Below are 24,828 nucleotides of genomic sequence, written 5' to 3'. Positions count from 1 at the left end.
CGAACTCAGATGCCGAGGTTTTTCTTCCAGTAAGTCTTGATGACATCAACCGTGCTAGTCGGCAATGGGCCAAAGGCAATCGACTCGGCCATTTTCTGACCATGTTCGAAGCCCCAAGTGAAGAATTTGGTGACTTCCTCATTGGTCGCCTTGGGAGCCTTCTTGCTCAGGATCTGCCAGGTGCAGCCCGAAATCGGCCAGGTGTCCGGGCCAGTGTGATCAGTCAGAATGACGTAGAAGTCTTGCGCCTTGTTGAAATCAACGTGGGCAGCGGCATCCTGAAAGCCCTTGAGACTAGGGCTCACGACCTTGCCATCACGATTGATCATGCGGGCATAGGACATCTTGTTTTCGAGAATGTAAGCATATTCAACGTAACCAATGGAGCCGGAAATGCGCTGCACATAAGCTGCCACCCCCTCGTTGCCCTTACCGCCTACCCCGGTGGGCCAGTTCAGCGAGGTGTTGGCACCGACTTTTTGTTTCCACTCAGGGCTGACCTTGGAGAGGTAGTCAGCAAAAGTGAACGTGGTACCGGAACCGTCCGAGCGGTGCACCACGGTGATATCCATGCTGGGGAGCTTGAGGCCGGGGTTGAGCTTTTCGATCGCCGGATCATTCCACTTCTTGATCTTGCCAAGATAGATGTCAGCAACGACGGGGCCGCTAAGAATCAACTCACCCGGCTTAATGCCCGGCAGGTTGTACACCAGGTCTTCGCCTGCAACCGCTGTAGGGAACTGAATCAGTCCATCTTTTTCCAGTTCTTCAGGTTTGAGGGGCATATCGCTGGCGCCAAACGCCACCGTGCCGGCCTTGATCTGAGCAATACCGCCACCAGACCCGATACCTTGATAGTTGACCTTGGTGCCAGTCTCCTTGTCATAGGCGACGGACCATTTCACCACCAAGGGGTACACCCAGGTGCTCCCGGCGCCAGTCAGGCTGGTAGCGGCAAAAGCCGTGGTCATGATGCCGGTGCTCAATGCACCAGAGACGGCAATGGCCAGCGCAGCCTTGCCAAAAGATCGACGATTCCAGTTCATGTGTCATTCTCCTTGAGAGGGTTTCAGAAATGGCTTTCTGCCACACAATGGATCGTAGAAATCGATTGTGACAATCATATGACGTTGTCAAGCATGCTGGAACAGACCCAATCAACCAAGAGACTGGGCAAGTTCTCTAGCGATGCGCTCCCCTGCCTGTGCGTCGCGGTGTTCGACCATGATGCGCAACACGGGCTCGGTGCCTGATGGGCGGATGAGCAGCCTGCCACTCCCATTGAGCTGAGTCTCAGCGGCAGCGCGCGCACTCGCAAACTTGGCATGTGTTTTCCAGTCGAGCCCGGGCGGCAGCTTGACGTTGAGCAGCGTCTGCGAAAACAGTTGGACGGCCTGCAATTGCTCACCCAGGCTGCGACCGGTTCGCACGACAAGCTCAAGCATCTGCAGCGCGGCGACGATACCGTCGCCTGTCGTATGCCGATCGAGCAGCAGCATGTGACCAGAGCCTTCGCCGCCAAGCTGCCAGCCGCGTGCGAGCAGTTCTTCGAGCACATAGCGGTCGCCAACGGCCGCGCGCACGAATTCCATGCCCTGCTGCTCAAGCGCTTTTTCCACCGCGAGATTGGTCATCAGCGTGCCAACCACACCCGCGGGCTTGCGATCCATCGCCAGCAGATAAAGCAACTCGTCACCATTGAACAGGCGGCCGTGGCGGTCGACGAGTTGCAGGCGGTCGGCGTCGCCATCAAGGGCGATGCCGTAGTCGGCCTGGTTGGCGCGCACCGCGCGAATCAGCGCATCCGGCGCCGTTGCACCGACCTCTTTGTTGATATTGAAACCATCGGGCTGCGCCCCGATGGAAATAACCTCGGCCCCCAGTTCATGAAACACCGCGGGCGCGATGTGATAGGCCGCACCATGCGCACAGTCCACCACCAGCCGCAGGCCCTTGAGGGTGAAGTGATTGGGAAACGTGCTTTTGCAAAACTCGATGTAGCGCCCCGCGGCATCATCGAGTCGGCGGGCCTTGCCGAGTTGCTCGGAGGGCACGCAGCCCTCGGCCTCGGGCAGGGTTGCTTCCACTTCCAGCTCCCAGACATCGGGCAACTTGCTGCCGCCCGCCGAGAAAAACTTGATGCCATTGTCGGCAAACGGATTGTGCGATGCACTGATGACCACGCCCAGATCGAGGCGCAGTGCGCGGGTGAGATAGGCCACTCCGGGCGTGGGCAATGGGCCGACCAGCACCACATCGCAACCGGCGGCAATGAAGCCGCACTCCAGCGCAGCTTCGAGCATATAGCCCGAGATACGTGTGTCTTTGCCGATCAACACCGTCGGCCGACCGACGCCTTGGCTGCGCAACACCTTGCCCGCGGCATGCCCCAGGCGCATGCCGAACTCTGGCACGATCGGGCTTTTGCCCACATGGCCACGGACGCCGTCGGTCCCGAAATACTGTCTGCTCATTCCTTCTCCCAAAGGTTGTTATGCGGTTGTTGTGCGCGCTTGAGCAAGCCCGAACTTAGGCGCGCATGGCGCTCCACACTTTAATCGCGTCGCATGTCGGGCCAACGTCGTGGACGCGCACGATCTGCGCACCCGCTGCCACACAAGCCAGCACTGCGGCCAAGCTGCCCGGCAGACGCTCGCCCACATCGCGCCCCGTCAGTGCGCCGATCATCGATTTACGCGAAAGTCCCACCAGCAGCGGGTATCCCGATTGCGCGAGCTCAGGTAAACCTTTCGCAAGAGTCAGATTGTGTTCCAGCGTTTTGCCAAAGCCAAACCCCGGATCGAGGGCGACGCGGGATCGGTCGATACCCATCGACTCGGCCGCAGCGACACGGCTCCACAGAAATTCCCTGACTTCGCCTAAAACGTCCGCATAGTGCGGCGCCTGCTGCATGCTGGCGGGATCGCCCTGCATGTGCATGAGACAGACCCCGGCCTTTGAAGCGGCGACCACTTCAAGGGCGCCCGGCCGCTGCAAAGCGTGAATATCGTTGATGATGTCCGCGCCCAGATCGAGTGCACGGCGCATGGTTTCGGGTTGGTAAGTATCCACCGAAACCGGGACGTTCCAGCGCACGGCCTCCTGTAAAACCGGGGCGATGCGCGCCCATTCCTGCGCATGGCTCAGCCGCGGAGAGCCCGGGCGGGACGACTCGCCGCCAATATCCAGAATATCGGCCCCCTGCTCCACCAAAGTCTGTGCATGTCGCAAGGCGAGCACCGCATCCGCATGCTGCCCGCCATCGGAAAATGAATCCGGCGTGACGTTGACGATGCCCATGACCAGGGGCCGATGCAATTGCAGGGTGAAGCGCCCTGCTTGCCAATGACTTGCCATCGGAGATGATTCCTAAAAAAAACGGCCCGGTTTTAGACCGGGCCGTTGCTGAACTCGCTGTGGCGAGCTGAATATGAATACCGCCAGTGAAGCCCGAAAATCAGGCCGCCGTCGCTGAAGGGGCGTCAGGCGCAGCGCCGGTTGCGGGCGCCGAGGGCGTACGCGGGGCGGACGTCGGGCCGCTGCTGGGCGGCAGCTTGGGTGGACGGGGCTCGCGGCCCGCCATGATGTCGGCCAGTTGATCGGAGTCGATGGTTTCCCATTCGAGCAAGGCTGCCGCCATGGCGTGCATCTTGTCCTTGTTTTCTTCGATCAGCCGACGAGCCAAGGCGTACTGCTCGTCGATGATGCGACGGATCTCCGAATCGACCTTCTGCATGGTCTGCTCCGAAACATGCGTGGTCTTGGTAATCGACCGTCCGAGGAACACCTCGCCTTCGTTCTCCGCGTAAACCATGGGGCCCAGCGACTCGGTCATTCCGTAGCGCGTGACCATGTCGCGTGCCAGCTGCGTGGCGCGTTCGAAGTCATTGGAAGCGCCCGTGGTCATCTGATTCATGAACACTTCTTCGGCAATGCGGCCGCCGAACAGCACGGAGATCATGTTGAGCATGCGGTCACGATCCATGCTGTAGCGATCGGTCTCAGGCAACTGCATAGTGACGCCTAGTGCGCGGCCGCGCGGAATGATGGTGACCTTGTGCACCGGATCGGTCTTAGGCAGCATCATGGCAACCAGCGCGTGGCCCGACTCGTGATAGGCCGTATTGCGGCGCTCTTCTTCCGGCATGACCATGCCCTTGCGCTCCGCACCCATCATGATCTTGTCTTTGGCGCGTTCGAAGTCTTCCATTTCAACCACGCGCGCACTGCGGCGAGCGGCGAACAGAGCGGCCTCGTTGACCAGATTGGCCAGATCGGCGCCAGAGAATCCGGGAGTGCCTCGCGCCAGAATGTCGGCCCGGATATCGGTGCCCACGGGAATCTTGCGCATATGCACTTGCAGAATCTGCTCGCGACCGCGGATATCCGGCAGCGTGACATAGACCTGCCGGTCGAAGCGGCCAGGACGCAGCAGCGCCGGGTCGAGAATGTCGGGCCGGTTGGTCGCCGCGATCACGATCACCCCGAGATTGGTCTCGAAGCCGTCCATCTCCACCAGCATCTGGTTGAGGGTCTGCTCGCGTTCATCGTTGCCGCCGCCCAGACCAGCGCCACGATGGCGACCCACAGCGTCGATTTCGTCGACGAAGATGATGCAGGGTGCATGCTTTTTCGCGTTCTCGAACATGTCGCGCACACGAGCCGCGCCCACACCGACGAACATTTCGACAAAATCAGAACCCGAGATGGTAAAAAACGGCACTTTTGCTTCGCCCGCAATACTCTTGGCCAGCAGCGTCTTGCCGGTACCGGGCGGGCCGACAAGCAGCACGCCCCGGGGAATGCGCCCGCCAAGTTTCTGGAATTTCTGCGGATCTTTAAGAAAGTCCACCAGTTCCTTCACGTCTTCCTTGGCCTCGTCGCAACCGGCGACGTCGGCAAAGGTTACGTTGTTGCTCGATTCATCGAGCAGGCGGGCCTTGGACTTGCCGAAGCTGAACGCACCGCCACGGCCACCGCCCTGCATCTGGCGCATGAAGTACACCCAGACGCCGATCAGCAACAGCATCGGGAACCAGGAAATGAAGATCTGCGTCAGGAACGATTGCTCCTGGCGCGGCGCGCCGACGACATCGACACCGTCTTTCACCAGATCGCCCACCATCCACAGGTCGCCGGGCGAGGTGAGATTGAAACGACGCCCTTCCGTGGTCGTGACGTCCAGAATACCGCTCTGGTGCACGATGACTTTTTTGATGCGCCCGGCTTTCGCGTCTTGCATGAACTGGGTGTAGCTCACGGCATCTGCGGTCTGCTGGGGACGATCGAACTGCTTGAACACCGTGAACAGTACGAGACCGATCACCAGCCAGATCGCAATTTTGGAAAACCATTGATTATTCAAAACCAACCTCCTGAAACAGGGCAAGCGCAGATGCAAGACATGCAGCGCATTTTAGGCATTTCAAGAGGCGGGGCGCAGCGATTGTGGAAAACCGATCCGACAAAATGGGCTATTGATTCCGTCAATCTGATCGAATTTGACAAATAGCAAGTCTGTCGCGGTGGCTGCAATCACGTTGAGCGCTTACGCAGCCGACTTTTTCAGCGTTCGCGCCAGGATGAAAGTTTCCGCCGATTTGTCTCGCGATGCTTGCGGCTTGACCGCCTTCACCTGCTGGAATACCAGCTTGAAAGCCTTCACGATCTGACTGTAATAACTGCCGTGAAAGGTCTTGATCACCATCGCGCCCTGGGGTTGCAGCCAGCGCTGGGCAAAGTCCAGGGCGAGTTCGCTCAGATGTTCGATTCGGGCCGCATCAGCCGACGGAATGCCGGTGAGATTGGGCGCCATATCGGACAACACCACGTCGACCTTGCGCCCTTCGAGAAGCGCCTCCAACTGGTTCACCACCGCCTCTTCGCGGAAGTCACCCAGCAGAAAATGCACATCGGGCACGGGCTCCATGGGCAGCAAATCCAGCGCCAAAATAGTGCCCTGAACCGCGCCGCCACGCATCAGCCGGTTGCGCGCATATTGCGACCACGAGCCCGGCGTGCTGCCCAGATCGACCACGATCTGCCCGGGCCTTAACAGCCCCTCGGCCTCGTCGATTTCCTTGAGTTTGTAGGCGGCGCGGGCTCGATAGCCCTCACGCTGCGCCAGCTTCACATAGGGATCGTTGAGATGATCCTGCAGCCAGGCTTTGCTGAATTTGTTTTTCTTCGCACTCGACATGGGTTCTTCAAGGACAATAGCGGATTAAGACTTCAAAATGCGCGCGCAGAGATGACGCGACGCGCTTGGCAATCATGACCCCATTGGAACTCACTCCGCCCTTTCGCAGCAGCCTGCGCGCCCAGGCACATGGGCTCAAACCCGTCGTGATGATCGGCGAGCAAGGGCTCACTCCGGCCAATCTGGCGGAAATCGACGTGGCGCTCAAGGCGCACGAACTCATCAAGGTGCGCGTGTTCGGTGACGATGCCGCGGCGCGCCTAGCCATGCAACACACCATCTGCGACACGTTGGGCGCCGCTCCTGTGCAGGCGATTGGCAAACTGCTGGTGTTGTACCGGCCACGCCCGAAAGAAACCCGGCAGGCGCCTGGAGAAGAAACGCAAGTTGCCAAGCGCGGCAAATCGCCCCGCACCGTCAAAGTGGTCGTGCCTGCCAGCAGCCCGACACACCGGGCCAAGGTCAAGCGTGTCACCCTGCTGGGCAATCAGCGCCTTTCGGCCACGGGCAAGGTCAAGCGCGCCAAGCCGCGCCAGACCAGCGTGAAAAAATCGTCTCGCGGCTGAAACGCATTCAAAAGAGGTTTCAGGCCGTTTTGCGGCGTGTTGGCAGCCGCCACACATACGCCGCCACACACAGGGCCTGCAGGGCGAACACCAGACTGGCGATACCGTGCCACATGCCTGCTTGCGGCGAATGGCTATAGGCGGCCTGCAGCAACCGAGGCACCACGCCGAACTCGCCCAGGACGGCAAAAGACACGCCACCCAGCGGCAACAACAGATCCGCTGACATCGTCCTTTTGTCGGCAAACCGTTCGAGCGCGGCAATCAGCACGCCGAAAACGATGGCGGCCAGCGCCATGAAGTAGAACATGCGACTGGCCACGGCGGCGGCGATCATTTTTTCGGGCACCGTGGCGAACGCCGTAGGTGCGCCGATGAGGCCGACGGCCACCATGCCGCCCAGCCAGAGCGCGGCGAGAAACCAGCGGGTGCGCAGACTGCTCATCGGTAGTGCACGGCAAGGATTTCGTAGTGGCGCACGCCACCCGGCGCGGCGACCTGCGCAACTTCACCGGACTCTTTGCCGATCAGCGCCCGAGCGATGGGGGAGTTGATGGAAATTCGTCCCTGCTTGAGATCGGCTTCGTCGTCACCCACGATCTGGTAGGTGATTTCGTCGCCGCTGGATTCGTCGCTCAGTTCCACCGTAGCGCCGAACACCACGCGGCCGTCGGCCTGCAGTTCGCTCGGATCGATGATCTGCGCTGTGCCGAGCTTGCCCTCGATATCGGCGATGCGGCCTTCGATAAAGCCCTGCTTGTCGCGGGCCGCGTCGTATTCGGCGTTTTCAGACAAATCGCCTTGCGCACGCGCCTCGGCGATGGCCTGGATCACCGCGGGTCGCTCGATGGTCTTGAGACGATGCAGTTCTTGCTTGAGTTGTTCCGCGCCTTTGCGCGTCATGGGGGTCGCCATGATTGGGCCTCCGTTTAACCAGGAAAAAAACGAGCACCGCAGCCTGCGGCGTCGAATCGCCTGGGTGCGGTGCTCAGATGAAACTGATTTTACGCGTTTGCGAATGATTGCAAGGGGTAAACCGCGATTTTCTGCAGTTGTTTCATCCCCTCGACCGCGGCAAGTGCGCCGGAAATGGTGGTGTAGGTCGTAACCCGCGCGGCCAGTGCCGAAGTACGGATGGCGCGCGAGTCGGTGATGGCATTGCGGCGCTCTTCCACCGTGTTGATCACCAGCACGATCTCGTTGCTCTTGAGCATGTCCACGATATTCGGGCGCCCCTCGGTGACCTTGTTGATCACCTGCACTTCCACCCCCGCCTCGGCGATGGCGGCCGCGGTTCCGCGGGTGGCTACTACGCCAAAACCCATGGCCACCAACTGACGCGCCACTTCAACGGCGTCCGGCTTGTCGCTTTGCTTGACTGAAAGGAACACCTTGCCGCCGGCCTGCGGATCGGGCAGGCGGGTACCGGCCGCGAGCTGCGACTTGACGAAGGCCTCGCCAAAGGTTCGGCCCACACCCATGACTTCGCCCGTCGATTTCATTTCAGGCCCGAGGATGGGATCGACACCCGGGAATTTGTTGAACGGAAACACCGCCTCTTTCACGCAGTAGTAGGGCGGCGTGATTTCCCTTGTAATGCCTTGCTGCGCCAGCGTCTGGCCGGCCATGCAGCGTGCGGCGATTTTGGCGAGTTGCAACCCCGTGGCCTTGGAGACAAAAGGCACGGTGCGCGAAGCCCGCGGGTTCACTTCCAGCAGGAAGATGCGATCTTTGCCGTCGAGTTGCTGAATGGCAAACTGCACATTCATCAGGCCAACGACCTTGAGGCCATGCGCGAGCTTGACGGTCTGCTCCTTGATGCGTGCCACTGTGGCGGCCAATAGCGAGTATGGCGGCAGCGAGCAGGCCGAGTCGCCGCTGTGCACACCGGCCTGCTCGATGTGTTCCATCACCCCGCCGATGAACACCTCAGTGCCGTCGCAGATGGCATCGACATCGCATTCGATGGCGTCATTCAAAAAGCGGTCGAGCAGCACCGGCGAATCGTGACTCACCTTCACTGCTTCGCGCATATAGCGTTCGAGGTCGCGCTGTTCGTGCACGATTTCCATCGCCCGCCCGCCCAGCACATAGCTGGGACGCACCACCAGCGGGTAGCCGATTTCCTCGGCCTTGGTCAGCGCCTCGGCTTCCGAGCGCGCGGTGCGGTTGGGCGGCTGCAGCAGGCCGAGCTGCTCGACCAAGTGCTGGAAGCGCTCACGGTCTTCGGCCATGTCGATCATGTCCGGGCTGGTGCCGATGATGGGCACGCCGTTGGCTTCGAGATCGAGTGCGAGCTTGAGCGGCGTCTGCCCGCCATACTGCACGATCACACCCGTCGGCCGCTCCTTATCGACGACTTCCAGCACGTCTTCCAGCGTGAGCGGCTCGAAATACAGTCGGTCGGAGGTGTCGTAATCGGTCGACACCGTCTCCGGGTTGCAGTTGACCATGATGGTTTCATAGCCATCGGCCCGCATGGCCAGTGCCGCGTGCACGCAGCAATAGTCGAACTCGATGCCCTGGCCGATGCGGTTGGGCCCGCCGCCCAGCACCATGATTTTTTTGCGCGTGGTGGGTGCGGCCTCGCACTCTTCGTCGTAGGACGAGTAGAGATAGGCCGTTTGCGTGCCGAACTCGGCCGCGCAGGTATCGACCCGCTTGAACACCGGTCGCACCTGCAGCGAACGGCGGCGGTTGCGCGCCGCCGTCTCGGTGGTGTGCAGCAGCTTGGCAAGGCGGCGATCAGAGAAGCCCTTCTGCTTGAGCGCGTAGAGATGCTCGCGATCGAGCTGATCGAGGGTGAAGTTGCGCTCCAGCTCCAGCTCGGTCTGCACGATGTCTTGAATCTGCGCCAGAAACCACGGGTCGATGCGGGTGAGCTGGTGCACTTCGTCCAGGCTCATGCCCTGCGCGAACGCGTCGCCGACATACCAGATGCGCTCGGGGCCGGGCTCGCCCAGCTCCTTCTCCAGCACCTCGCGGTCTTGCGTCTTTTCGTTCATGCCATCGACGCCCACTTCGAGCCCGCGCAGCGCCTTCTGGAAACTCTCTTGAAACGTGCGGCCCATGGCCATCACTTCGCCGACCGACTTCATCTGCGTGGTCAGACGCGAGTCGGCTTGCGGGAATTTTTCAAAGGCAAAACGCGGCACCTTGGTGACCACGTAGTCGATGGTCGGCTCGAATGAGGCCGGGGTGACGCCGCCGGTGATGTCGTTACGCAGTTCGTCGAGGGTATAGCCAACCGCCAGCTTGGCGGCGATCTTGGCGATCGGAAAGCCTGTGGCCTTGGACGCCAGCGCCGAAGACCGGCTCACCCGCGGATTCATCTCGATGACGATGAGGCGGCCGTCAGCGGGATTCACCGCGAACTGCACATTGGAGCCGCCGGTATCGACCCCGATCTCGCGCAGCACCGCGATGCTGGCATTGCGCATGATCTGGTATTCCTTGTCGGTCAGGGTCTGCGCCGGGGCGACGGTGATCGAGTCGCCGGTGTGCACGCCCATCGGGTCGAGGTTTTCGATCGAGCAGACGATGATGCAGTTATCGGCGCTGTCGCGCACCACTTCCATCTCGAACTCTTTCCAGCCGATCAGCGATTCCTCGATCAGCAGTTCGCTGGTGGGCGACGCCTCGATGCCGCGCTTGCAGATGGTCTCGAATTCCTCAGGGTTGTAGGCGATGCCGCCCCCAGTTCCGCCCAGGGTGAAGCTGGGTCGGATGATGACCGGAAATCCAATGGTCTTCTGCACGCCCCAAGCTTCTTCGAGGGTATGCGCAATGCCCGAACGCGCCGAACCCAGACCGATGCGGGTCATGGCCTGCTTGAACTTCTGGCGGTCTTCGGCCATGTCGATGGCCGCGGGCTTGGCGCCGATCAACTCCACCCCGTACTTGCCCAACACCCCGTTGTGGTGCAGATCGAGCGCGCAGTTCAGCGCGGTCTGCCCGCCCATGGTCGGCAGGATGGCGTCGGGCCGTTCTTTCTCGATGATGGTCTCGACCACCTGCCAGGTGATGGGCTCGATATAGGTGACATCGGCCGTTTCCGGGTCGGTCATGATGGTCGCCGGATTGCTGTTGACCAGAATGACCTTGTAGCCCTCTTCGCGCAGCGCCTTGCAGGCCTGGGCGCCGGAGTAGTCGAACTCGCAGGCCTGGCCGATGACGATGGGGCCGGCCCCGATGATCAGAATGCTTTTAATGTCGCTGCGCTTGGGCATGGGCGAGTCTCTTTATGCGGTTGAATCAGGTGAAAAATCAGTGTGTTCTTGCGGTAGCCGCCAGCGCCAGTTTCACGCCGAAGCCGAAAAATCCGGCCCCGGTCGCGCCCATCGTCAGCGCGGAAAGGCGTCGGCGGCGGCGGAAGGCATCCGCCACACGCACGCCGCCAAAGATCAGCACCGACAGATAGAGCAGGCTGAAGAACTGGACGATAAGTCCCAGCAGCAGAAACGACAGCGCCGGATGCGGGTAATGCGGATCGACGAACTGGATGAAAAACGACACAAAAAACAAAATCGCCTTGGGGTTGAGCAGACTGATGAACAAGGCTTTTTGAAACGGGTTTTCCAGCCTCTTTCCGGCCTGCGCGGGGTGGGCATGAGGCTGCGGCGCCTGGGCATGCAGGCCGGTATCAGGCGTATGCCAGCGCTTCCAGGCCGCGCGCAGCATATTGATGCCCAGCCAACCCAAATACAGTGCTCCCGCCGCCTGAACCAGGTGATACAGGGCCAGATTGGTTTCCAGCAACGAGGCTGCCCCGGCTGCGGCCAGCACCATCAACACCGTGTCGCCCAGAAACACCCCGAACGCGCCCCGATAGCCTTGGCGCACCCCGCGCTGCGCCGCCACACTCAGCACATAGAGGGAATTCGGCCCCGGCAGCAGGACGATAAAAATCACCCCGAGCACATAGGTCCACAGATTGACGACGCCGAACATGTGATCCATGGGCAGTCTCAGGCGCGATCCATCAGAGCGACAAAACGGTCGAACAGGTAGCCGATGTCATGCGGCCCGGGACTAGCTTCCGGGTGGCCCTGAAAGCAGAAAGCCGGTTTGTTTTTCCAGGCCAGCCCTTGCAGCGTGCCGTCGAACAGCGAGACATGCGTGGTGCGCACGGTGTCGGGCAGGCTGGCCGCGTCCACCGCAAAACCGTGGTTCTGGCTGGTGATGGACACGCGGCCGCTATCGAGGTCTTTGACCGGGTGATTGGCGCCGTGATGGCCGAATTTCATCTTGAAGCTCTTGCCGCCAGCGGCCAGCCCCATGATCTGATGACCGAGGCAAATGCCGAAGGTCGGCATGTCGGCGGCGATGATGCTCTGGGTCGCGGCAATGGCGTAATCGCAGGGTTCGGGGTCGCCCGGGCCGTTGGAGAGGAACACGCCGTTGGGCCGCAGCGCCAGCACGTCAGCGGCAGAGGTTTGCGCGGGCACCACGGTGACGCGGCAGCCGCGTGCCGCCAGCAGGCGCAGGATGTTGAACTTCACGCCGAAGTCGTAGGCCACGACATGACGCAGGGGTTGGGCCATTTCGCCATAACCTCGCTCCAGCGACCAGTCGGTCTGCGTCCACTCGTAGGGTTGCGGCGTGGTGACGACGCGGGCCAGATCCATTCCGGCCAGACCGGCAAAGCCGCGCGCGCCATCGAGCGCCGTCTGAATCACGGTATCGGTGATGTCTTGCCCCGCCTCTAGGGCAATGACGCAGCCGCTTTGCGCGCCCTCGGTGCGCAAGTGGCGCGTCAGCCTGCGGGTGTCGATGCCGGCGATGGCGACCGTCCCGTTTTGACGCAGATAGGCGTCGAGCGTCTGTTCGCCGCGATAGTTCGACATCTGCAGCGGCAGATCCTTGATGATCAGCCCGGCGGCATGCACCTGGGCCGCTTCCACGTCCTGTGCGTTGGCGCCGACGTTGCCGATATGCGGATAAGTCAGGGTGACGATCTGGCGGCAGTAGCTGGGATCGGTCAGGATTTCCTGATAGCCGGTCATCGCGGTGTTGAACACCACTTCGCCAACCGTCTGTCCACTCGCGCCAATGGAGAGGCCGCGAAAGATCGAGCCGTCGGCGAGAACCAGAACGGCTTTGGGCAGCATGGACAGCATGAGAATTCTCCGGTGAGCGCCCGGATATTGGAATGGATCGCCAGCCTGGCCGACAATCTGGGGCGCGGCGCGCAAATAGCTGTGAGGCCAATTTGCCCGACCATCACGCCCCTTGGGGGTCACCGCAGGGCGGCAACACTTCAGGCGCACAAAATTTGTCAGATTATATTCATGAGGTTTGTCTGCGCAGCGTCTCAAGGAAACGCTGGGCCGCCCCAAGTTCCCTTGACCCCCACGGGGGGCGGGCTGGGCCTAGCCCGGCCCAGGGGCCGCTCAAAGCGCCCGGACACGCCGACTTGCCGTAATGAATACCCTTCCCTCTCTGACGCCCCCGCCTCGGCCCATCCCTCTGCTCGCCCTCGCGTTCGGCGTTCTGCTCGCGCACGCCTTGCTGCTCGCCTGGCTGGTGTTCACGCCCACCCAGGCGCCCAACAAGCCAGAACAGCGGATTGAATGGATCACCTTGCAGAAAGCGCCGCTGCCTGCCGCGCGGCCCCCTGCGCCACCCCAGGCGACAGCGGTCGTGCCGCCACCCGAAAAAACGCAGCCCGCCCCACCGAAAAAGCACTTCACCCGCCCCGCTCCGCCGCATCCGACCTCGCAGATTCCAACGATATCCCAGCGCCCGCAGCCGCCGAAGCCCGTCTTGCCACGCGCGAACACGCCGTCGATCGAGCCGACCGTAGCGCCTGCGGTCCCTCCTGCTCCCGACCACTCGGGGAAAACTGCCGCGCACAGTGCGGCCCCGCAGGTCGCCACGCCGACAGTGGCACCTGGCCCGCCCCATCCCGCGGCGGCGGCCTCCGCTGCGCCCGAGCCCGTCGTGGAGACTGCGGCCTCGTACAAGGCGGAGTATCTCGACAATCCGCCGCCGCCTTATCCCCGGCTGTCGCGCCAATTGGGTGAGGAGGGCACGGCCCTGCTCAAGGTGCAGGTGGGCCCGAATGGGCGCCCGCTGCAGATCAAGCTCATGTCGTCCAGCGGCTATTCGCGGCTGGACGAAGCCGCCGAAACCACCGTGGCGCAATGGCGCTTTGTGGCCGCCACGCGCAACGGTCAGTCGATCACGTCCTGGGTGCTGGTGCCGATCAAGTTCCGCATTTTGAATTGAGACCACCCCGAAAACCTTCGCTTCGCTCGGCTCTCCCCTCAAGGGGCAAGAAGCTCTAGGGGCGGCCCGGCGAGCTTCTTGAGAGCTCTGCTCACGCCGATTGCAGCGCCCGACTGAGCAGCAGATCGAAATCCGTCGCCTTACTCAAGGTGCCGAAGCCCCCACCCCACTCACCCCCGAGCCGGGATGCGCAGAAAGCCTGGGCGATCGGCTCTGGCGCGTGACGCAGCAGCAAAGCGGCCTGCACGGCCAGCACGAGGTCGTGGGTCAGCGCCCGGGCGCGCGATTGCTGCGCGTCGGTATCTTGCAGAGCCGCCGAGAAGCGCTGCAGGTGCGCGTCGAAATGGGCGTTGCGCCCCTGCGCCTGGGCGAGTTCAGCCATCAGGGCATCGGCGGTGCGCGGATTTTTGCCCAGGGCGCGCAGCACGTCCAGACACATCACATTGCCCGATCCTTCCCAGATGGAATTCACCGGCATCTCGCGGTAGATGCGCGCCTGCACATCCTCTTCGACATAGCCGTTGCCGCCCAGCACCTCCATCGCCTCGGCGGCGAGTTCGGCGCCGCGTTTGCAGATGCGAAACTTGCCCGCCGGCGTGAGCAGGCGCCGCAGCAGCGACTGCGCCTCGTCGTGCTGCGAGTCGAAGGCCTGCGCCAGCCGCAGAGCTAGCGCGATGGCAGCCTCGACCTCCAGCGCCATGTCGGCCAGCACATTGCGCATCAGCGGCTGATCGATCAGCGCGGCGCCGAATGCCTGGCGGTGCCGCGCGTAGTGCACCGCCTGGCTCAGCGCCTGGCGCATCAGCCCGGTGGTGCCGAGCACGCAATCCAGCCGGGTATAGGTGCCCATTTCCAGAATGGTCGGCACGCCGCGCCCTTCTTCGCCGAGCAGATGCCCCCAAGCCCCCTGAAATTCCACTTCGGATGAGGCGTTGGAACGGTTGCCCAACTTGTCTTTGAGCCGCTGGATCAGCACCGGGTTCTTGCTGCCGTCCGGCGCCCAGCGGGGCACGAAAAAGCAGCTCAGGCCGCCCGCGGTCTGCGCCAGCACGAGATGGGCATCGCATTGCGGCGCGGAAAAAAACCACTTGTGCCCGGTCAGGCGGTAGCCGCCCGCGCCGTCGGGTTCGGCGCGGGTGGTGTTGCTGCGCAAGTCGGAGCCGCCCTGCTTTTCGGTCATGCCCATACCGATCAGGCCGCCGCGTTTTTGCGCCAGAGGCAGATCGCGCGGGTCGTATTCCGGGCGCATCAGCGTGGGCAGCCAGTCGCGCGCCAGCAGGGCGTCGCGCGACATCGCGGGAATCGCGCCGTAGGTCATGGTGGTGGGACACATCGACCCGGCTTCGATCTGCGTTTGCAGAATGAAGCCCGCCGCCCGCGCCACATGCGCGCCCGGCCGCGGTTGCGCCCAAGGGCCGGTGTGCAGGCCGCGCCGGGCGATGTCGCTCATCAGCGCATGCCAGGCCGGGTGAAACTCGATCTGGTCGCGGCGAAAGCCCCTGGCATCGAAAGCGTGCAGAACCGGCGTGTTCTGGTTGGCCAGTCGCCCCTGCTCGTAGCTGGCGGCGGCGCCAAGCTCCGCGCCCTGCCGCGTGAGTTGCTCCTCCGCCCAGCCGCCGCCAGCACGGGCGAGCGCCTCGCGCAGCGCGGGATCGGCGGTGAACAGGTTGTAATCCTGCAAGGGCGGGGCTTGATTGGTCACATCATGGGTGGGCCAGGTCATGAGAGTCTCCGGTTCAGTTTCGTGTGCTCTGCATTGCAGCACCGACCCTCAGTGGCGTGCAAGGAACAGCCCGTTACCATGCTCGGCTATCCGCCAGGCTCCCAGCCTTGCACAGAACACGCTTGCTCCATGTCGCAATCCACACAAGACTTTTCCGATTCAGACACCGGCCCCGGCCGCGGCCTGACCTGGCTGCTGTTTGCCGCCCTCGTCGTTCTTTGGCTGGGTACGCTGGGCTGGCGCGATCTGGTTCCGACGGACGAAGGCCGCTACGCCGAAATTCCGCGGGAAATGGTGGTGACGGGCGACTGGGTCACGCCCCGGCTCGACGGTTTCAAATACTTCGAAAAACCGCCGCTGCAATACTGGGCGACTGCGGTGACTTATGAAGTGTTCGGCTTCGGCGAATGGCAGGCGCGTCTGTGGACAGGGCTCACCGGCCTGCTCACGGTGCTGTTCACCGGCTGGGCCGGAACACGGCTGTTCAACCGGCGCACCGGGGTGTTTGCCGCAGGCGTGCTGGCGAGCATGTTTTACTGGAACGCGATGAGCCACATCAACACGCTGGACATGGGCACCGCAGCCACCATGTCCGCGAGTCTGATGGCCTTTCTGCTGGCGCAGCGGCCAGGCGCCAGTCGCGCCCAGACCCGTTGGTGGATGTGGGCCACCTGGGCCTTCATGGCGCTTGCCGTGCTGTCCAAGGGACTGATCGGCATTCTGCTGCCCGGCGCCGCGCTGGTGCTCTACACCCTGATTTACCGCGACTGGAAGCTGTGGACGCGGCTATATATCATCAGCGGTCTGCTCATTTTTCTGGCCATCGCCGCGCCATGGTTCGTCTGGGTGCAAGCGCGTAATCCCGAGTTTTTCGACTACTTTTTCATCTATCAGCAGTTCACCCGATTTCTCACCAGCGAACTCAAACGTCCCGGTCCGTGGTGGTACTTCTTTCCCATCCTGATCCTGGGCGTGCTGCCCTGGCTGGGCAGTCTTGTTCCCGCCCTCTGGCGCGGCGCGGCGCGGCCCGCGCTGCGCGGTGCGGCATTTGGCAGCGCACAGGGGCGCACCCTGCATGCACAAGGCATGCTGGTGATTTGGGCGGTATTCATTTTTGTGTTTTTCAGCATTTCCAAATCCAAGCTGCCGTCTTACATCCTGCCCATCTTCCCGGCCATTGCACTATTGATCGGCGACTATCTCGACCAAGCGCGGCCCAGAGTGCTGCGCTGGCAGTTTGCTCTGCTGGCGCTGCTCGGGCTGGCGGCGGTGATCGGCTTCACGCAGTTGCACCGATTGGGCAACGCCACCACGCCCGGCGCGCTGTATCAGCAGTTCGGCTGGTGGCTCGAAGGCACCGCAGCGCTAGCGCTGATCAGCGGGCTTGTGGCTTGGCGCTGGGAGGCGCAGGGCCGGCGCACTGCGGCCGTGCTGCTGGTCAGCGTGGCGATGACGCTGGGGTTCTCGCTGGGCATCCAGCAGTTCCAGATTCTGGGCCGCACCGCATCGACCAAGGATGTGGTCCACGCCATCCGGCCCTGGATTCTGCCGGGTCAGCCGTTCTACGCCGTGGGCACTTATGACCAGACCTTGCCCTTCTACCTCGACCGCACCGTCACCTTGGTCGAGTATCAGGGCGAGCTGCATTTCGGCATTACGCAGCAGCCCGGTCTGTGGGTGCCGACCTACGCCGATTTCGCCCGGCGCTGGAACGAGGACAAGCAGCCTCTGGCGCTGATGTCGCCGTCCACCCTGCCCGCGCTGCAGGCGCTGCATATGCCGATGACGGTGATCTACCGCGCCCCGCGCTTCGTCGTCATCGCCAAACCGGGGCAAGACTACGGCGCGGCCGCCCAAGCGGCAGCGGCGCGGCTGCCGGCGGACTGGAACGCAGGGCCGTCGCTGGTTTCCCCGCAAGCTGACGCCGGAGCCCAGCGATGAGCGCGGTCGCCTTTGGCCTGGTGCTCACCGGCGTGCTGCTCAACGCGGCGGCGCAGTTGCTCATCAAATCGGGGGCCGAAACCGTGGGACGCTTCAGCTTCACCGCAAGCAATATCTGGCACGCCGGACTGCACTTCGCCCTGCAATGGCAGATTCTGCTGGGGTTGACGTTCTACGCGGTCTCCGTCGTAGTGTGGATCCTGGCGCTCACCCGGGTGCAGGTCTCCATCGCCTATCCCATGCTGTCGCTCGGCTATGTGGTGACCGCCTTTGCCGCGTGGTGGCTGTTTGGCGAAGCGCTCACCGCGCAGAAACTCGTCGGCATTGCCGTCATCATCGTGGGTGTCATCATCGTCGCCCGAGCCTGAATTCACCTGTATGAATCCGCAAGACATTCTTCCCTTCACCCGCCCGGAAATCGACGAAGACACCATTGCCGGTGTCGTCGAAGTGCTGCGTTCGGGGTGGATCACCACAGGCCCCTGGTGCGCTCGCTTCGAGCAGGCGCTGTCCGATTACTTCGGCGGACGCCCGGTACTCGCCTATTCCTCCGGCACCGTCACCATGGAGATCGCGCTCAGGCTGCTGGGCGTCGGCCCGGGCGATGAAGTCATCACCACGCCGCTGTCCTGGGTGGCGACGAGCAATGTGGTCCTGGCGGTGGGCGCCACGCCCGTGTTTGTCGACATCGATCCCGCCACCCGCAATATCGACGCCAACCGCATCGAAGCGGCCATCACGGCGCGCACCCGGGCGATCCTGCCCGTTCACCTCGCCGGCTTGCCCGCCGACCTGGATGCGATCTATGACATCGCCGCCCGCCACGGTCTGCGCGTCATCGAAGACGCGGCTCAGGCCATCGGCAGTCTGTGGAAACACCAGCGCATCGGCAGCTTTGGCGACTTTGCCTCTTTCAGCTTTCATCCGAACAAAAACATCACCTCCATCGAGGGCGGCTGTCTGGTGCTTCCCGCCGACGCCGACGTCGATCTGGCCCGCCGCCTGCGCCTGCAAGGTGTGCAGCGCAGCGGCCTGGACGGCATGGACGTCGATGTAGTGGGCGGCAAGTCCAATCTCACCGATGTGGCCGCGCGCGTGGGCTGGGGACAGTTGCAGCACATCGAACGCTTCAACGCCCGCCGCCGAGATCTGGCGCAGCGCTATTTCGCCGCGTTCGATGCGCTGGGCGTCGAGGCCAGGGGCGTGCAACTGCCGCCGCGTGATTTCATCCAGAGCAACTGGCATATGTTCCAGATCGTGCCGCCGCCGCAAGTGCAACGCGCCGCCCTGATGCAGGCGCTCAAAGACCGCGGCATCACTACCGGCGTGCACTATCCGCCCATCCACCTGTTCAGCCTTTACCGCGAGCGCGGCTTCAAACCCGGCGACTTTCCACACGCCGAAACCGTGGGCGCTTCCATTCTCACCCTGCCGCTTTTTCCCGGCATGCAAGACAGCGATGTGACCCGGGTAACTGACGCCCTCGACGCCGTGCTGCGACAATTCGGCCTATGACTCTGCATGCTCACCCCGCCGTTTCGGTGGTCGTTCCCGTCTACAACGAAGAGGCCGGACTCGCCGCGTTGTTCTCCCGCCTCTACCCCGCTCTCGATGCGCTGAACGAGCCCTACGAAATTCTGTTCGTCAACGACGGCAGCCGCGACCGCTCGGCCGCGCTGCTGGCTGCGCAGCAACGTCTGCGCCCGGATGTCACCCGCGTGGTGCTGTTCAACGGCAACTATGGTCAGCACATGGCCATCCTCGCGGGTTTCGAGCACACCCGCGCACCCATCGTCGTCACCCTCGACGCCGACCTGCAGAACCCGCCCGAAGAGATCGGCAAGCTCGTCGCCAAAATGCGCGAGGGCTACGACTATGTCGGCACCATTCGCCGCATGCGCCAGGACAGCCGGTTTCGCCGCTATGCCAGCCGCGCGATGAACTGGACGCGCGAAAAAATCACCAGCGTGCGCATGACCGACCAGGGCTGCATGTTGCGCGCCTATGGCCGCGACGTGGTCGATACCGTCAACCGCTGCACCGAGTCCAACACCTTCGTGCCCGCGCTGGCCTACACCTTCGCGCTCAAACCCACCGAAATCGAAGTGGCGCACGAAGAGCGGCAGGCGGGCGAGTCCAAATACTCACTGTTCAAGCTCATCCGCCTGAACTTCGATCTGGTCACCGGATTTTCTCTGGTGCCGCTGCAGCTCATGTCTTACTCCGGCATCTTGCTGTCGCTCGCCTCGGGCGCGCTGTTTCTCTACCTCATGGTGCAGCGCTTCGTCGAAGGTTCGCAGGTACAGGGGGTCTTCACCCTGTTCGCCATCACCTTCTTCCTGCTCGGCGTGGTGCTGTTCAGCATCGGCCTGCTGGGGGAATACATCGGCCGCATTTATGAGCAGGTGCGCGGACGTCCGCGTTATCTCGTTCAGGCCGTGTTGCAGGATCTGCCCCCCGAGCCCGGCGTGTTCGTGCCGCATATCGCGCAGGCGGCCAACGCCGCGCAACAAACCCCCGCCCCGCTGCCGTGAACGCCGTCGTCTTCGCTTATCACAACGTCGGCGTGCGCTGCCTCAAAACGCTGCTCGCGCGGGGTGTGCAGGTGCAACTGGTCGTCACCCACCCGGACAGCCCGACCGAAACCCTGTGGTTCGATCGCGTGGCCGACGTGGCGGCAGAGGCCGGCATTCCCGTGGTCTATGTGGACGACGTAGTTGACGCGGCGCTGATCGACCGGGTCGCGGCGCTTTCGCCCGACTTTCTGTTTTCCTTCTACTTCCGCCGCATGCTGCCCGCGCGGTTGCTGGCCGCCGCAAAAATCGCCGCGCTCAATATGCATGGCTCGCTGCTGCCCAAATACCGCGGGCGAGTTCCGGTGAACTGGGCCGTGCTGCACGGCGAAACCGAGACCGGCGCCACGCTGCATCTGATGGAAGCCAAGCCGGATGCGGGCGATATCGTCGCGCAGCAGGCCGTACCCATCCTGCCTGACGACACCGCCAAGGAGGTGTTCGACAAGCTCACCGTGGCCGCCGAAATCGCGCTGTGGAACGTCCTGCCGCAGTTGATGCGCGGGGAAGTGCCGCGTCGCCGCAACGATCTGTCCGTCGGCAGTTATTTCGGCGGTCGCAAGCCCGAAGACGGTCGCATCGACTGGAACCAGTCAGCGCAATCGGTTTACAACCTCATCCGCGCCGTGGCCCCGCCCTACCCCGGCGCATTTTTCAATCACCTGGGCCGGCGTTTCATCGTGGCGCGCGCCCGCATCGCATCACCATCACTGCGTGCGCGAATCGCCGACAAAAGTACGGTCGGCCTGCATATCGCAGAGGGGCAACTATTGGCCCGAACCGGCGATGGCGGCGCACTTCACATCATCGAACTATGGGATGCCGGCCAACCTGGCATTCCCCTGAACGATCTACAAATTTCGGAACTCGCAACACAGCAATCATGAAAAAAGTCCTCATCCTCGGCGTCAACGGTTTCATCGGTCATCATCTCTCCATGCGCATCCTCGCCACCACCGACTGGCAGGTGTACGGCATGGACATGAACGCCGACCGCGTGGAAGACCTCACCGCCAACAAGCGCTTCAAATTTTTCGAAGGCGACATCACCATCAACAAGGAGTGGATCGAGTACCACGTGCGCAAATGCGACGTGATCCTGCCCTTGGTGGCCATCGCCACGCCGGCGACTTATGTGAAGGCGCCGCTGCGGGTTTTCGAGCTCGACTTCGAGGCCAATCTGCCCATCGTGCGCGCGGCCGTGAAGCACAAGAAGCATCTGGTGTTCCCGTCTACCTCCGAGGTGTACGGCATGAGCGGAGATGCTGAATTCGACCCGGAGAACTCGCCGCTGGTCTACGGCCCGATCAACAAACCGCGCTGGATCTACGCCTGCTCCAAGCAGTTGATGGATCGCGTCATTGCCGGTTACGGCCAGCAGGACGGCCTGAACTACACCCTGTTCCGCCCGTTCAACTGGATTGGCGCCGGACTGGACAATATTTTTTCGGCGAAGGAAGGCAGCTCCCGCGTCGTCACCCAGTTCCTGGGCCATATCGTGCGCGGCGAAACCATCAGCCTGGTCGATGGCGGTCACCAGAAACGCGCCTTTACCGACATTGACGACGGCATCGACGCGCTGATGAAAATCATCGAAAACAAGAACGGCGTGGCCAGCGGCCAGATCTACAACATCGGCAATCCGGCCAACAATCATTCGGTGCGCGAACTCGCCGACATGATGCTGCGCCTGGCTGCCGACATGCCCGAATACGCCGAATCGGCCAAAGACGTGAAGGTGGTGGAAACCAGCTCGGGCGCGTATTACGGCGCGGGTTATCAGGACGTGCAGAACCGCGTGCCCAAAATCACCAACACCATGCGCGACCTCGACTGGGCGCCCAAGGCCGACATGCAGACCGCACTGCGCAAGATTTTCGAGGCCTATCGCGGCCAAATCGCCCAGGCGCGGGCGTTGATGGAAGAAACGGGCGATTGACTCAGCCCCCCGCCACACGCGCTGCAGTAATGGCCCTGCGATTACCCCTACAATGTCAATTGACGGGCCGCCCCGCATCGCGGCGCGGTGAACTTGGTCAGGTCGGGAACGGAGCAGCCACAGCCGTTTACCGTGAGTGCCGGGGGAACGGCTCGTCATCCCAACACTCTGCCTGCCCGCTGCGTCTGATGCGCGCTTGTTCATCGGCAACCCAAAGGCTTTTTGTCGCAGCGCTGATTCCGTAACCACCACACGCGTTCAGCGCCACAGCGGCAACTTGTGTCAAAATCCCCATCAAATCTTTCTATCGAGGTGACCATGGCTAGCGAACTGATCAAACACACCAATGACGCCGATTTCGAGCAAGACGTGCTGAAGTCCGGCGTTCCCGTTCTCGTGGACTTCTGGGCCGAGTGGTGCGGGCCTTGCCGCATGATTGCGCCCACGCTCGACGAGATGGCCAGCGAATACCAGGGCAAGCTCGCCATCATGAAGGTCAATGTGGACGAGAACCGCAGCATCCCCGCCAAGTTCGGCATTCGTGGCATTCCCACCCTGCTGCTGTTCAAGAACGGCGAACTGGCTGGCAACAAAGTGGGCGCTGCCTCCAAGTCCCAATTGACGGCTTTCGTCGACGCCCATCTATAATTTTTTATCGCGCGGTGCAGTTCGCAATCCTCAAGCGTCGCACCGCGCAACAGTCAGGTTGAACCGCCGCGCCAGGCAATTCAATCGCCGTGACACCCCGCCGTGCACCCTTGGCACGGCCCACATTCCCTCACGATTCTTTTAGCTGCTTGCGCGTGCTGCTCTGATGCACGCACCGTCTGACGACGGATATTGCGCAGCCTCCCCTTCCCGAGTTTTTCATCATGCATCTGTCCGAACTCAAAGCGACGCACGTCTCCAAGCTGCTTGAAATGGCGCAGTCGTTCGAGATTGAAAACGCCAGCCGCCTGCGCAAGCAGGAACTGATGTTTGCCATCCTCAAAAAGCACGCGCGCACTGGCGAGCAGGTGTTCGGCGACGGCTGCCTTGAAGTTCTGCCAGACGGCTTCGGCTTTCTGCGGGCGCCCGAGTCGAGCTATATGGCGTCACCCGACGACATCTACATCTCGCCCAGCCAGATCCGCCGCTTCAATCTGCACACTGGCGACTCCATCGAGGGCGAGGTGCGTGTACCCAAGGATGGCGAGCGTTACTTTGCCTTGGTGAAGGTCGACCGCGTCAACGGCGTGACCCCGGAGGAGAACAAGAACAAGATCATGTTCGAGAACCTCACGCCGCTGTTCCCCACGGAGCACATGCGTCTGGAGCGCGACATCAAGGGGGAAGAGAACATCATCGGCCGTGTGATCGACATCGTGGCCCCGATCGGCAAGGGGCAGCGCGGCCTGCTGGTCGCCCCGCCCAAAAGCGGCAAGACCGTGATGCTGCAGGCGCTTGCGCATGCCATCACCAACAATCATCCTGAAGTGGTGCTCATCGTGCTGTTGATCGACGAGCGCCCGGAAGAAGTGACTGAAATGCAGCGCTCGGTGCGGGGAGAAGTGGTCAGTTCCACTTTCGACGAGCCCGCCGTGCGGCACGTGCAGGTCGCCGAAATGGTGATCGAAAAGGCCAAGCGTCTGGTAGAACTGAAAAAAGATGTGGTCATTCTGCTCGACTCCATCACTCGCTTGGCGCGGGCTTACAACACCGTCATTCCAACCTCCGGCAAGATTTTGACCGGCGGGGTCGATGCCAACGCCCTGCAACGCCCCAAGCGCTTTTTTGGCGCGGCACGCAATATCGAAGAGGGTGGATCGCTGACCATCATCGGCACCGCGCTGGTCGATACCGGCAGCCGCATGGACGAAGTGATCTACGAAGAATTCAAGGGCACCGGCAATATGGAAATCCATCTGGATCGCCGTCTGTCGGAGAAGCGCGTTTATCCCGCCATGCTCATCAACCGCTCGGGCACACGCCGCGAGGAACTGCTGCTCAAGCCCGAAATCCTGCAAAAAGCCTGGATTCTGCGCAAGCTGCTCTATCCCATGGACGAGATTCAGGCGATGGAATTTCTGCTCGACAAGATGAAGCAGACCAAGAACAACGCCGAATTCTTCGATCTGATGCGCCGAGGCGGTTGATCGCCCGAAAAATCTGCGACAATGTTGCGTTTTGCCAAGTACCGACAGTTTGCAACAGCCGTATGCAGCGCTCGTTTGCAACAAGCCCAGGCGTCGGCGGCTAGCGTTTGATCGTCAAGATCGTTACCCAAGGAACCCCCATGAAATCAGGAATCCACCCCCAGTACCGCGAAGTCTGCTTCCTCGACCTGTCCACTGGTTCGCAGATTCTCATCTCGTCCACCGCGCAGACCCGCGAAACCATCAAGCTCGACGACGGCCGTGAGGTTCCCCTGTACAAGGTGGAAACCAGCGCCGAATCGCATCCGTTCTATACCGGTCAACAAAAGAGCATCGATACGCTGGGCGGCCGCGTCGAGAAGTTCCGCCAGAAGTTCGCCAAGGCCGCGGGCAAGGCCTGAGGCGCATCGCGCGCCTTTCGCGCCACGGGGTTGTACACAGCAACCCCTGAGTTTCACCGCACAACGGGCAGCCTGGCTGCCCGTTGTTGTTTCCCACGCATCCGCCCTTCTCATCCGCCAT

22 protein-coding genes and 1 other RNA gene are annotated in these 24,828 nt (G+C 62.2%); 12 read left to right on the top strand and 11 right to left on the bottom strand.

Annotated elements, in window-relative coordinates:
* Positions 1-5: 5 nt before the first annotated feature.
* The 5 genes from pstS to BIO17B3_RS18340 form a co-directional block, all read right to left on the bottom strand.
* A complete protein-coding gene (gene pstS / locus BIO17B3_RS18360) occupies positions 6-1,046 on the bottom strand; it encodes a phosphate ABC transporter substrate-binding protein PstS (RefSeq protein ID WP_156055096.1) in 1,041 nt (346 codons plus the stop codon).
* 111 nt (positions 1,047-1,157) lie between these two features.
* Entirely contained in the window at positions 1,158-2,474 is a 1,317-nt protein-coding gene (gene glmM / locus BIO17B3_RS18355) for a phosphoglucosamine mutase (RefSeq protein WP_156055094.1), read from the bottom strand.
* 55 nt (positions 2,475-2,529) lie between these two features.
* The gene (folP, locus tag BIO17B3_RS18350; protein WP_156055093.1) at positions 2,530-3,357 is read right to left on the bottom strand and encodes a dihydropteroate synthase; all 828 of its coding nucleotides are present in this window, start codon (positions 3,355-3,357) and stop codon (positions 2,530-2,532) included.
* Positions 3,358-3,457: 100 nt separating this feature from the next.
* Entirely contained in the window at positions 3,458-5,365 is a 1,908-nt protein-coding gene (ftsH, locus tag BIO17B3_RS18345; RefSeq protein WP_013123341.1) for an ATP-dependent zinc metalloprotease FtsH, read from the bottom strand.
* Between the two features lie 183 nt (positions 5,366-5,548).
* A complete protein-coding gene (locus BIO17B3_RS18340; RefSeq protein ID WP_156055091.1) occupies positions 5,549-6,199 on the bottom strand; it encodes an RlmE family RNA methyltransferase in 651 nt (216 codons plus the stop codon).
* Positions 6,200-6,273: 74 nt separating this feature from the next.
* Between BIO17B3_RS18340 and BIO17B3_RS18335 the strand changes: the two genes are divergently transcribed.
* Positions 6,274-6,765 (top strand): YhbY family RNA-binding protein, encoded by a 492-nt coding sequence (locus tag BIO17B3_RS18335; RefSeq protein WP_156055090.1) that lies wholly within the window; start codon positions 6,274-6,276, stop codon positions 6,763-6,765.
* Positions 6,766-6,784: 19 nt separating this feature from the next.
* On the opposite strand, the gene BIO17B3_RS18330 is transcribed toward BIO17B3_RS18335, so the two are convergent.
* The 5 genes from BIO17B3_RS18330 to carA all read right to left on the bottom strand — a co-directional run bounded on the left by BIO17B3_RS18330 (position 6,785) and on the right by carA (position 12,884).
* Positions 6,785-7,210, bottom strand: coding sequence for a DUF4149 domain-containing protein (locus tag BIO17B3_RS18330; RefSeq protein ID WP_156055088.1), 426 nt, complete (start codon positions 7,208-7,210; stop codon positions 6,785-6,787).
* On the bottom strand, positions 7,207-7,680 hold the full coding sequence (gene greA / locus BIO17B3_RS18325; RefSeq protein WP_013106110.1) for a transcription elongation factor GreA: 474 nt from the start codon (positions 7,678-7,680) through the stop codon (positions 7,207-7,209). The genes BIO17B3_RS18330 and greA overlap by 4 nt, the downstream gene beginning before the upstream one ends.
* An 89-nt stretch (positions 7,681-7,769) precedes the next feature.
* The gene (gene carB, locus BIO17B3_RS18320; protein WP_156055086.1) at positions 7,770-10,994 is read right to left on the bottom strand and encodes a carbamoyl-phosphate synthase large subunit; all 3,225 of its coding nucleotides are present in this window, start codon (positions 10,992-10,994) and stop codon (positions 7,770-7,772) included.
* 37 nt (positions 10,995-11,031) lie between these two features.
* The gene (leuE, locus tag BIO17B3_RS18315; protein ID WP_156055085.1) at positions 11,032-11,724 is read right to left on the bottom strand and encodes a leucine efflux protein LeuE; all 693 of its coding nucleotides are present in this window, start codon (positions 11,722-11,724) and stop codon (positions 11,032-11,034) included.
* Between the two features lie 8 nt (positions 11,725-11,732).
* Positions 11,733-12,884 (bottom strand): glutamine-hydrolyzing carbamoyl-phosphate synthase small subunit, encoded by a 1,152-nt coding sequence (gene carA / locus BIO17B3_RS18310; RefSeq protein WP_156055082.1) that lies wholly within the window; start codon positions 12,882-12,884, stop codon positions 11,733-11,735.
* 304 nt (positions 12,885-13,188) lie between these two features.
* Here carA and BIO17B3_RS18305 point away from each other — a divergent pair, with 304 nt between their 5' ends.
* Positions 13,189-13,995 (top strand): energy transducer TonB, encoded by an 807-nt coding sequence (locus BIO17B3_RS18305; protein ID WP_156055081.1) that lies wholly within the window; start codon positions 13,189-13,191, stop codon positions 13,993-13,995.
* Positions 13,996-14,086: 91 nt separating this feature from the next.
* On the opposite strand, the gene BIO17B3_RS18300 is transcribed toward BIO17B3_RS18305, so the two are convergent.
* Positions 14,087-15,718 carry an isovaleryl-CoA dehydrogenase gene (locus BIO17B3_RS18300; RefSeq protein WP_156055079.1) on the bottom strand — a complete coding sequence of 544 codons (1,632 nt, stop codon included), beginning with the start codon at positions 15,716-15,718 and terminating at the stop codon, positions 14,087-14,089.
* 129 nt (positions 15,719-15,847) lie between these two features.
* Here BIO17B3_RS18300 and BIO17B3_RS18295 point away from each other — a divergent pair, with 129 nt between their 5' ends.
* The 10 genes from BIO17B3_RS18295 to BIO17B3_RS18250 all read left to right on the top strand — a co-directional run bounded on the left by BIO17B3_RS18295 (position 15,848) and on the right by BIO17B3_RS18250 (position 24,707).
* Complete coding sequence (locus tag BIO17B3_RS18295; protein WP_156055077.1) at positions 15,848-17,659, top strand: glycosyltransferase family 39 protein; 1,812 nt, start codon at positions 15,848-15,850, stop codon at positions 17,657-17,659.
* The gene (locus tag BIO17B3_RS18290) at positions 17,656-18,027 is read left to right on the top strand and encodes an SMR family transporter (protein WP_013123352.1); all 372 of its coding nucleotides are present in this window, start codon (positions 17,656-17,658) and stop codon (positions 18,025-18,027) included. The genes BIO17B3_RS18295 and BIO17B3_RS18290 overlap by 4 nt, the downstream gene beginning before the upstream one ends.
* Before the next feature lie 10 nt (positions 18,028-18,037).
* Positions 18,038-19,174 (top strand): DegT/DnrJ/EryC1/StrS aminotransferase family protein, encoded by a 1,137-nt coding sequence (locus BIO17B3_RS18285; RefSeq protein ID WP_156055075.1) that lies wholly within the window; start codon positions 18,038-18,040, stop codon positions 19,172-19,174.
* On the top strand, positions 19,171-20,193 hold the full coding sequence (locus BIO17B3_RS18280; RefSeq protein WP_156055073.1) for a glycosyltransferase: 1,023 nt from the start codon (positions 19,171-19,173) through the stop codon (positions 20,191-20,193). The genes BIO17B3_RS18285 and BIO17B3_RS18280 overlap by 4 nt, the downstream gene beginning before the upstream one ends.
* Entirely contained in the window at positions 20,190-21,119 is a 930-nt protein-coding gene (locus BIO17B3_RS18275; RefSeq protein ID WP_156055071.1) for a formyltransferase, read from the top strand. Before BIO17B3_RS18280 ends, BIO17B3_RS18275 begins: the two co-directional genes overlap by 4 nt.
* The gene (locus BIO17B3_RS18270) at positions 21,116-22,171 is read left to right on the top strand and encodes a bifunctional UDP-4-keto-pentose/UDP-xylose synthase (RefSeq protein WP_156055070.1); all 1,056 of its coding nucleotides are present in this window, start codon (positions 21,116-21,118) and stop codon (positions 22,169-22,171) included. The genes BIO17B3_RS18275 and BIO17B3_RS18270 overlap by 4 nt, the downstream gene beginning before the upstream one ends.
* A 61-nt stretch (positions 22,172-22,232) precedes the next feature.
* Positions 22,233-22,331, top strand: an RNA gene (gene ffs / locus BIO17B3_RS18265) — signal recognition particle sRNA small type.
* Between the two features lie 158 nt (positions 22,332-22,489).
* Positions 22,490-22,819 (top strand): thioredoxin TrxA, encoded by a 330-nt coding sequence (gene trxA / locus BIO17B3_RS18260; protein WP_013106122.1) that lies wholly within the window; start codon positions 22,490-22,492, stop codon positions 22,817-22,819.
* Between the two features lie 224 nt (positions 22,820-23,043).
* A complete protein-coding gene (rho, locus tag BIO17B3_RS18255) occupies positions 23,044-24,306 on the top strand; it encodes a transcription termination factor Rho (protein ID WP_013106123.1) in 1,263 nt (420 codons plus the stop codon).
* 140 nt (positions 24,307-24,446) lie between these two features.
* Complete coding sequence (locus BIO17B3_RS18250; RefSeq protein ID WP_013106124.1) at positions 24,447-24,707, top strand: type B 50S ribosomal protein L31; 261 nt, start codon at positions 24,447-24,449, stop codon at positions 24,705-24,707.
* Positions 24,708-24,828 lie beyond the last annotated feature (121 nt).

The organism is Thiomonas sp. OC7, from assembly GCF_900634595.1.
GTDB lineage: Bacteria > Pseudomonadota > Gammaproteobacteria > Burkholderiales > Burkholderiaceae_C > Thiomonas > Thiomonas arsenitoxydans.
The sequence above is the reverse complement of the archived record's forward strand: the minus strand, read 5'-3'. Positions and strand labels throughout refer to the sequence as shown.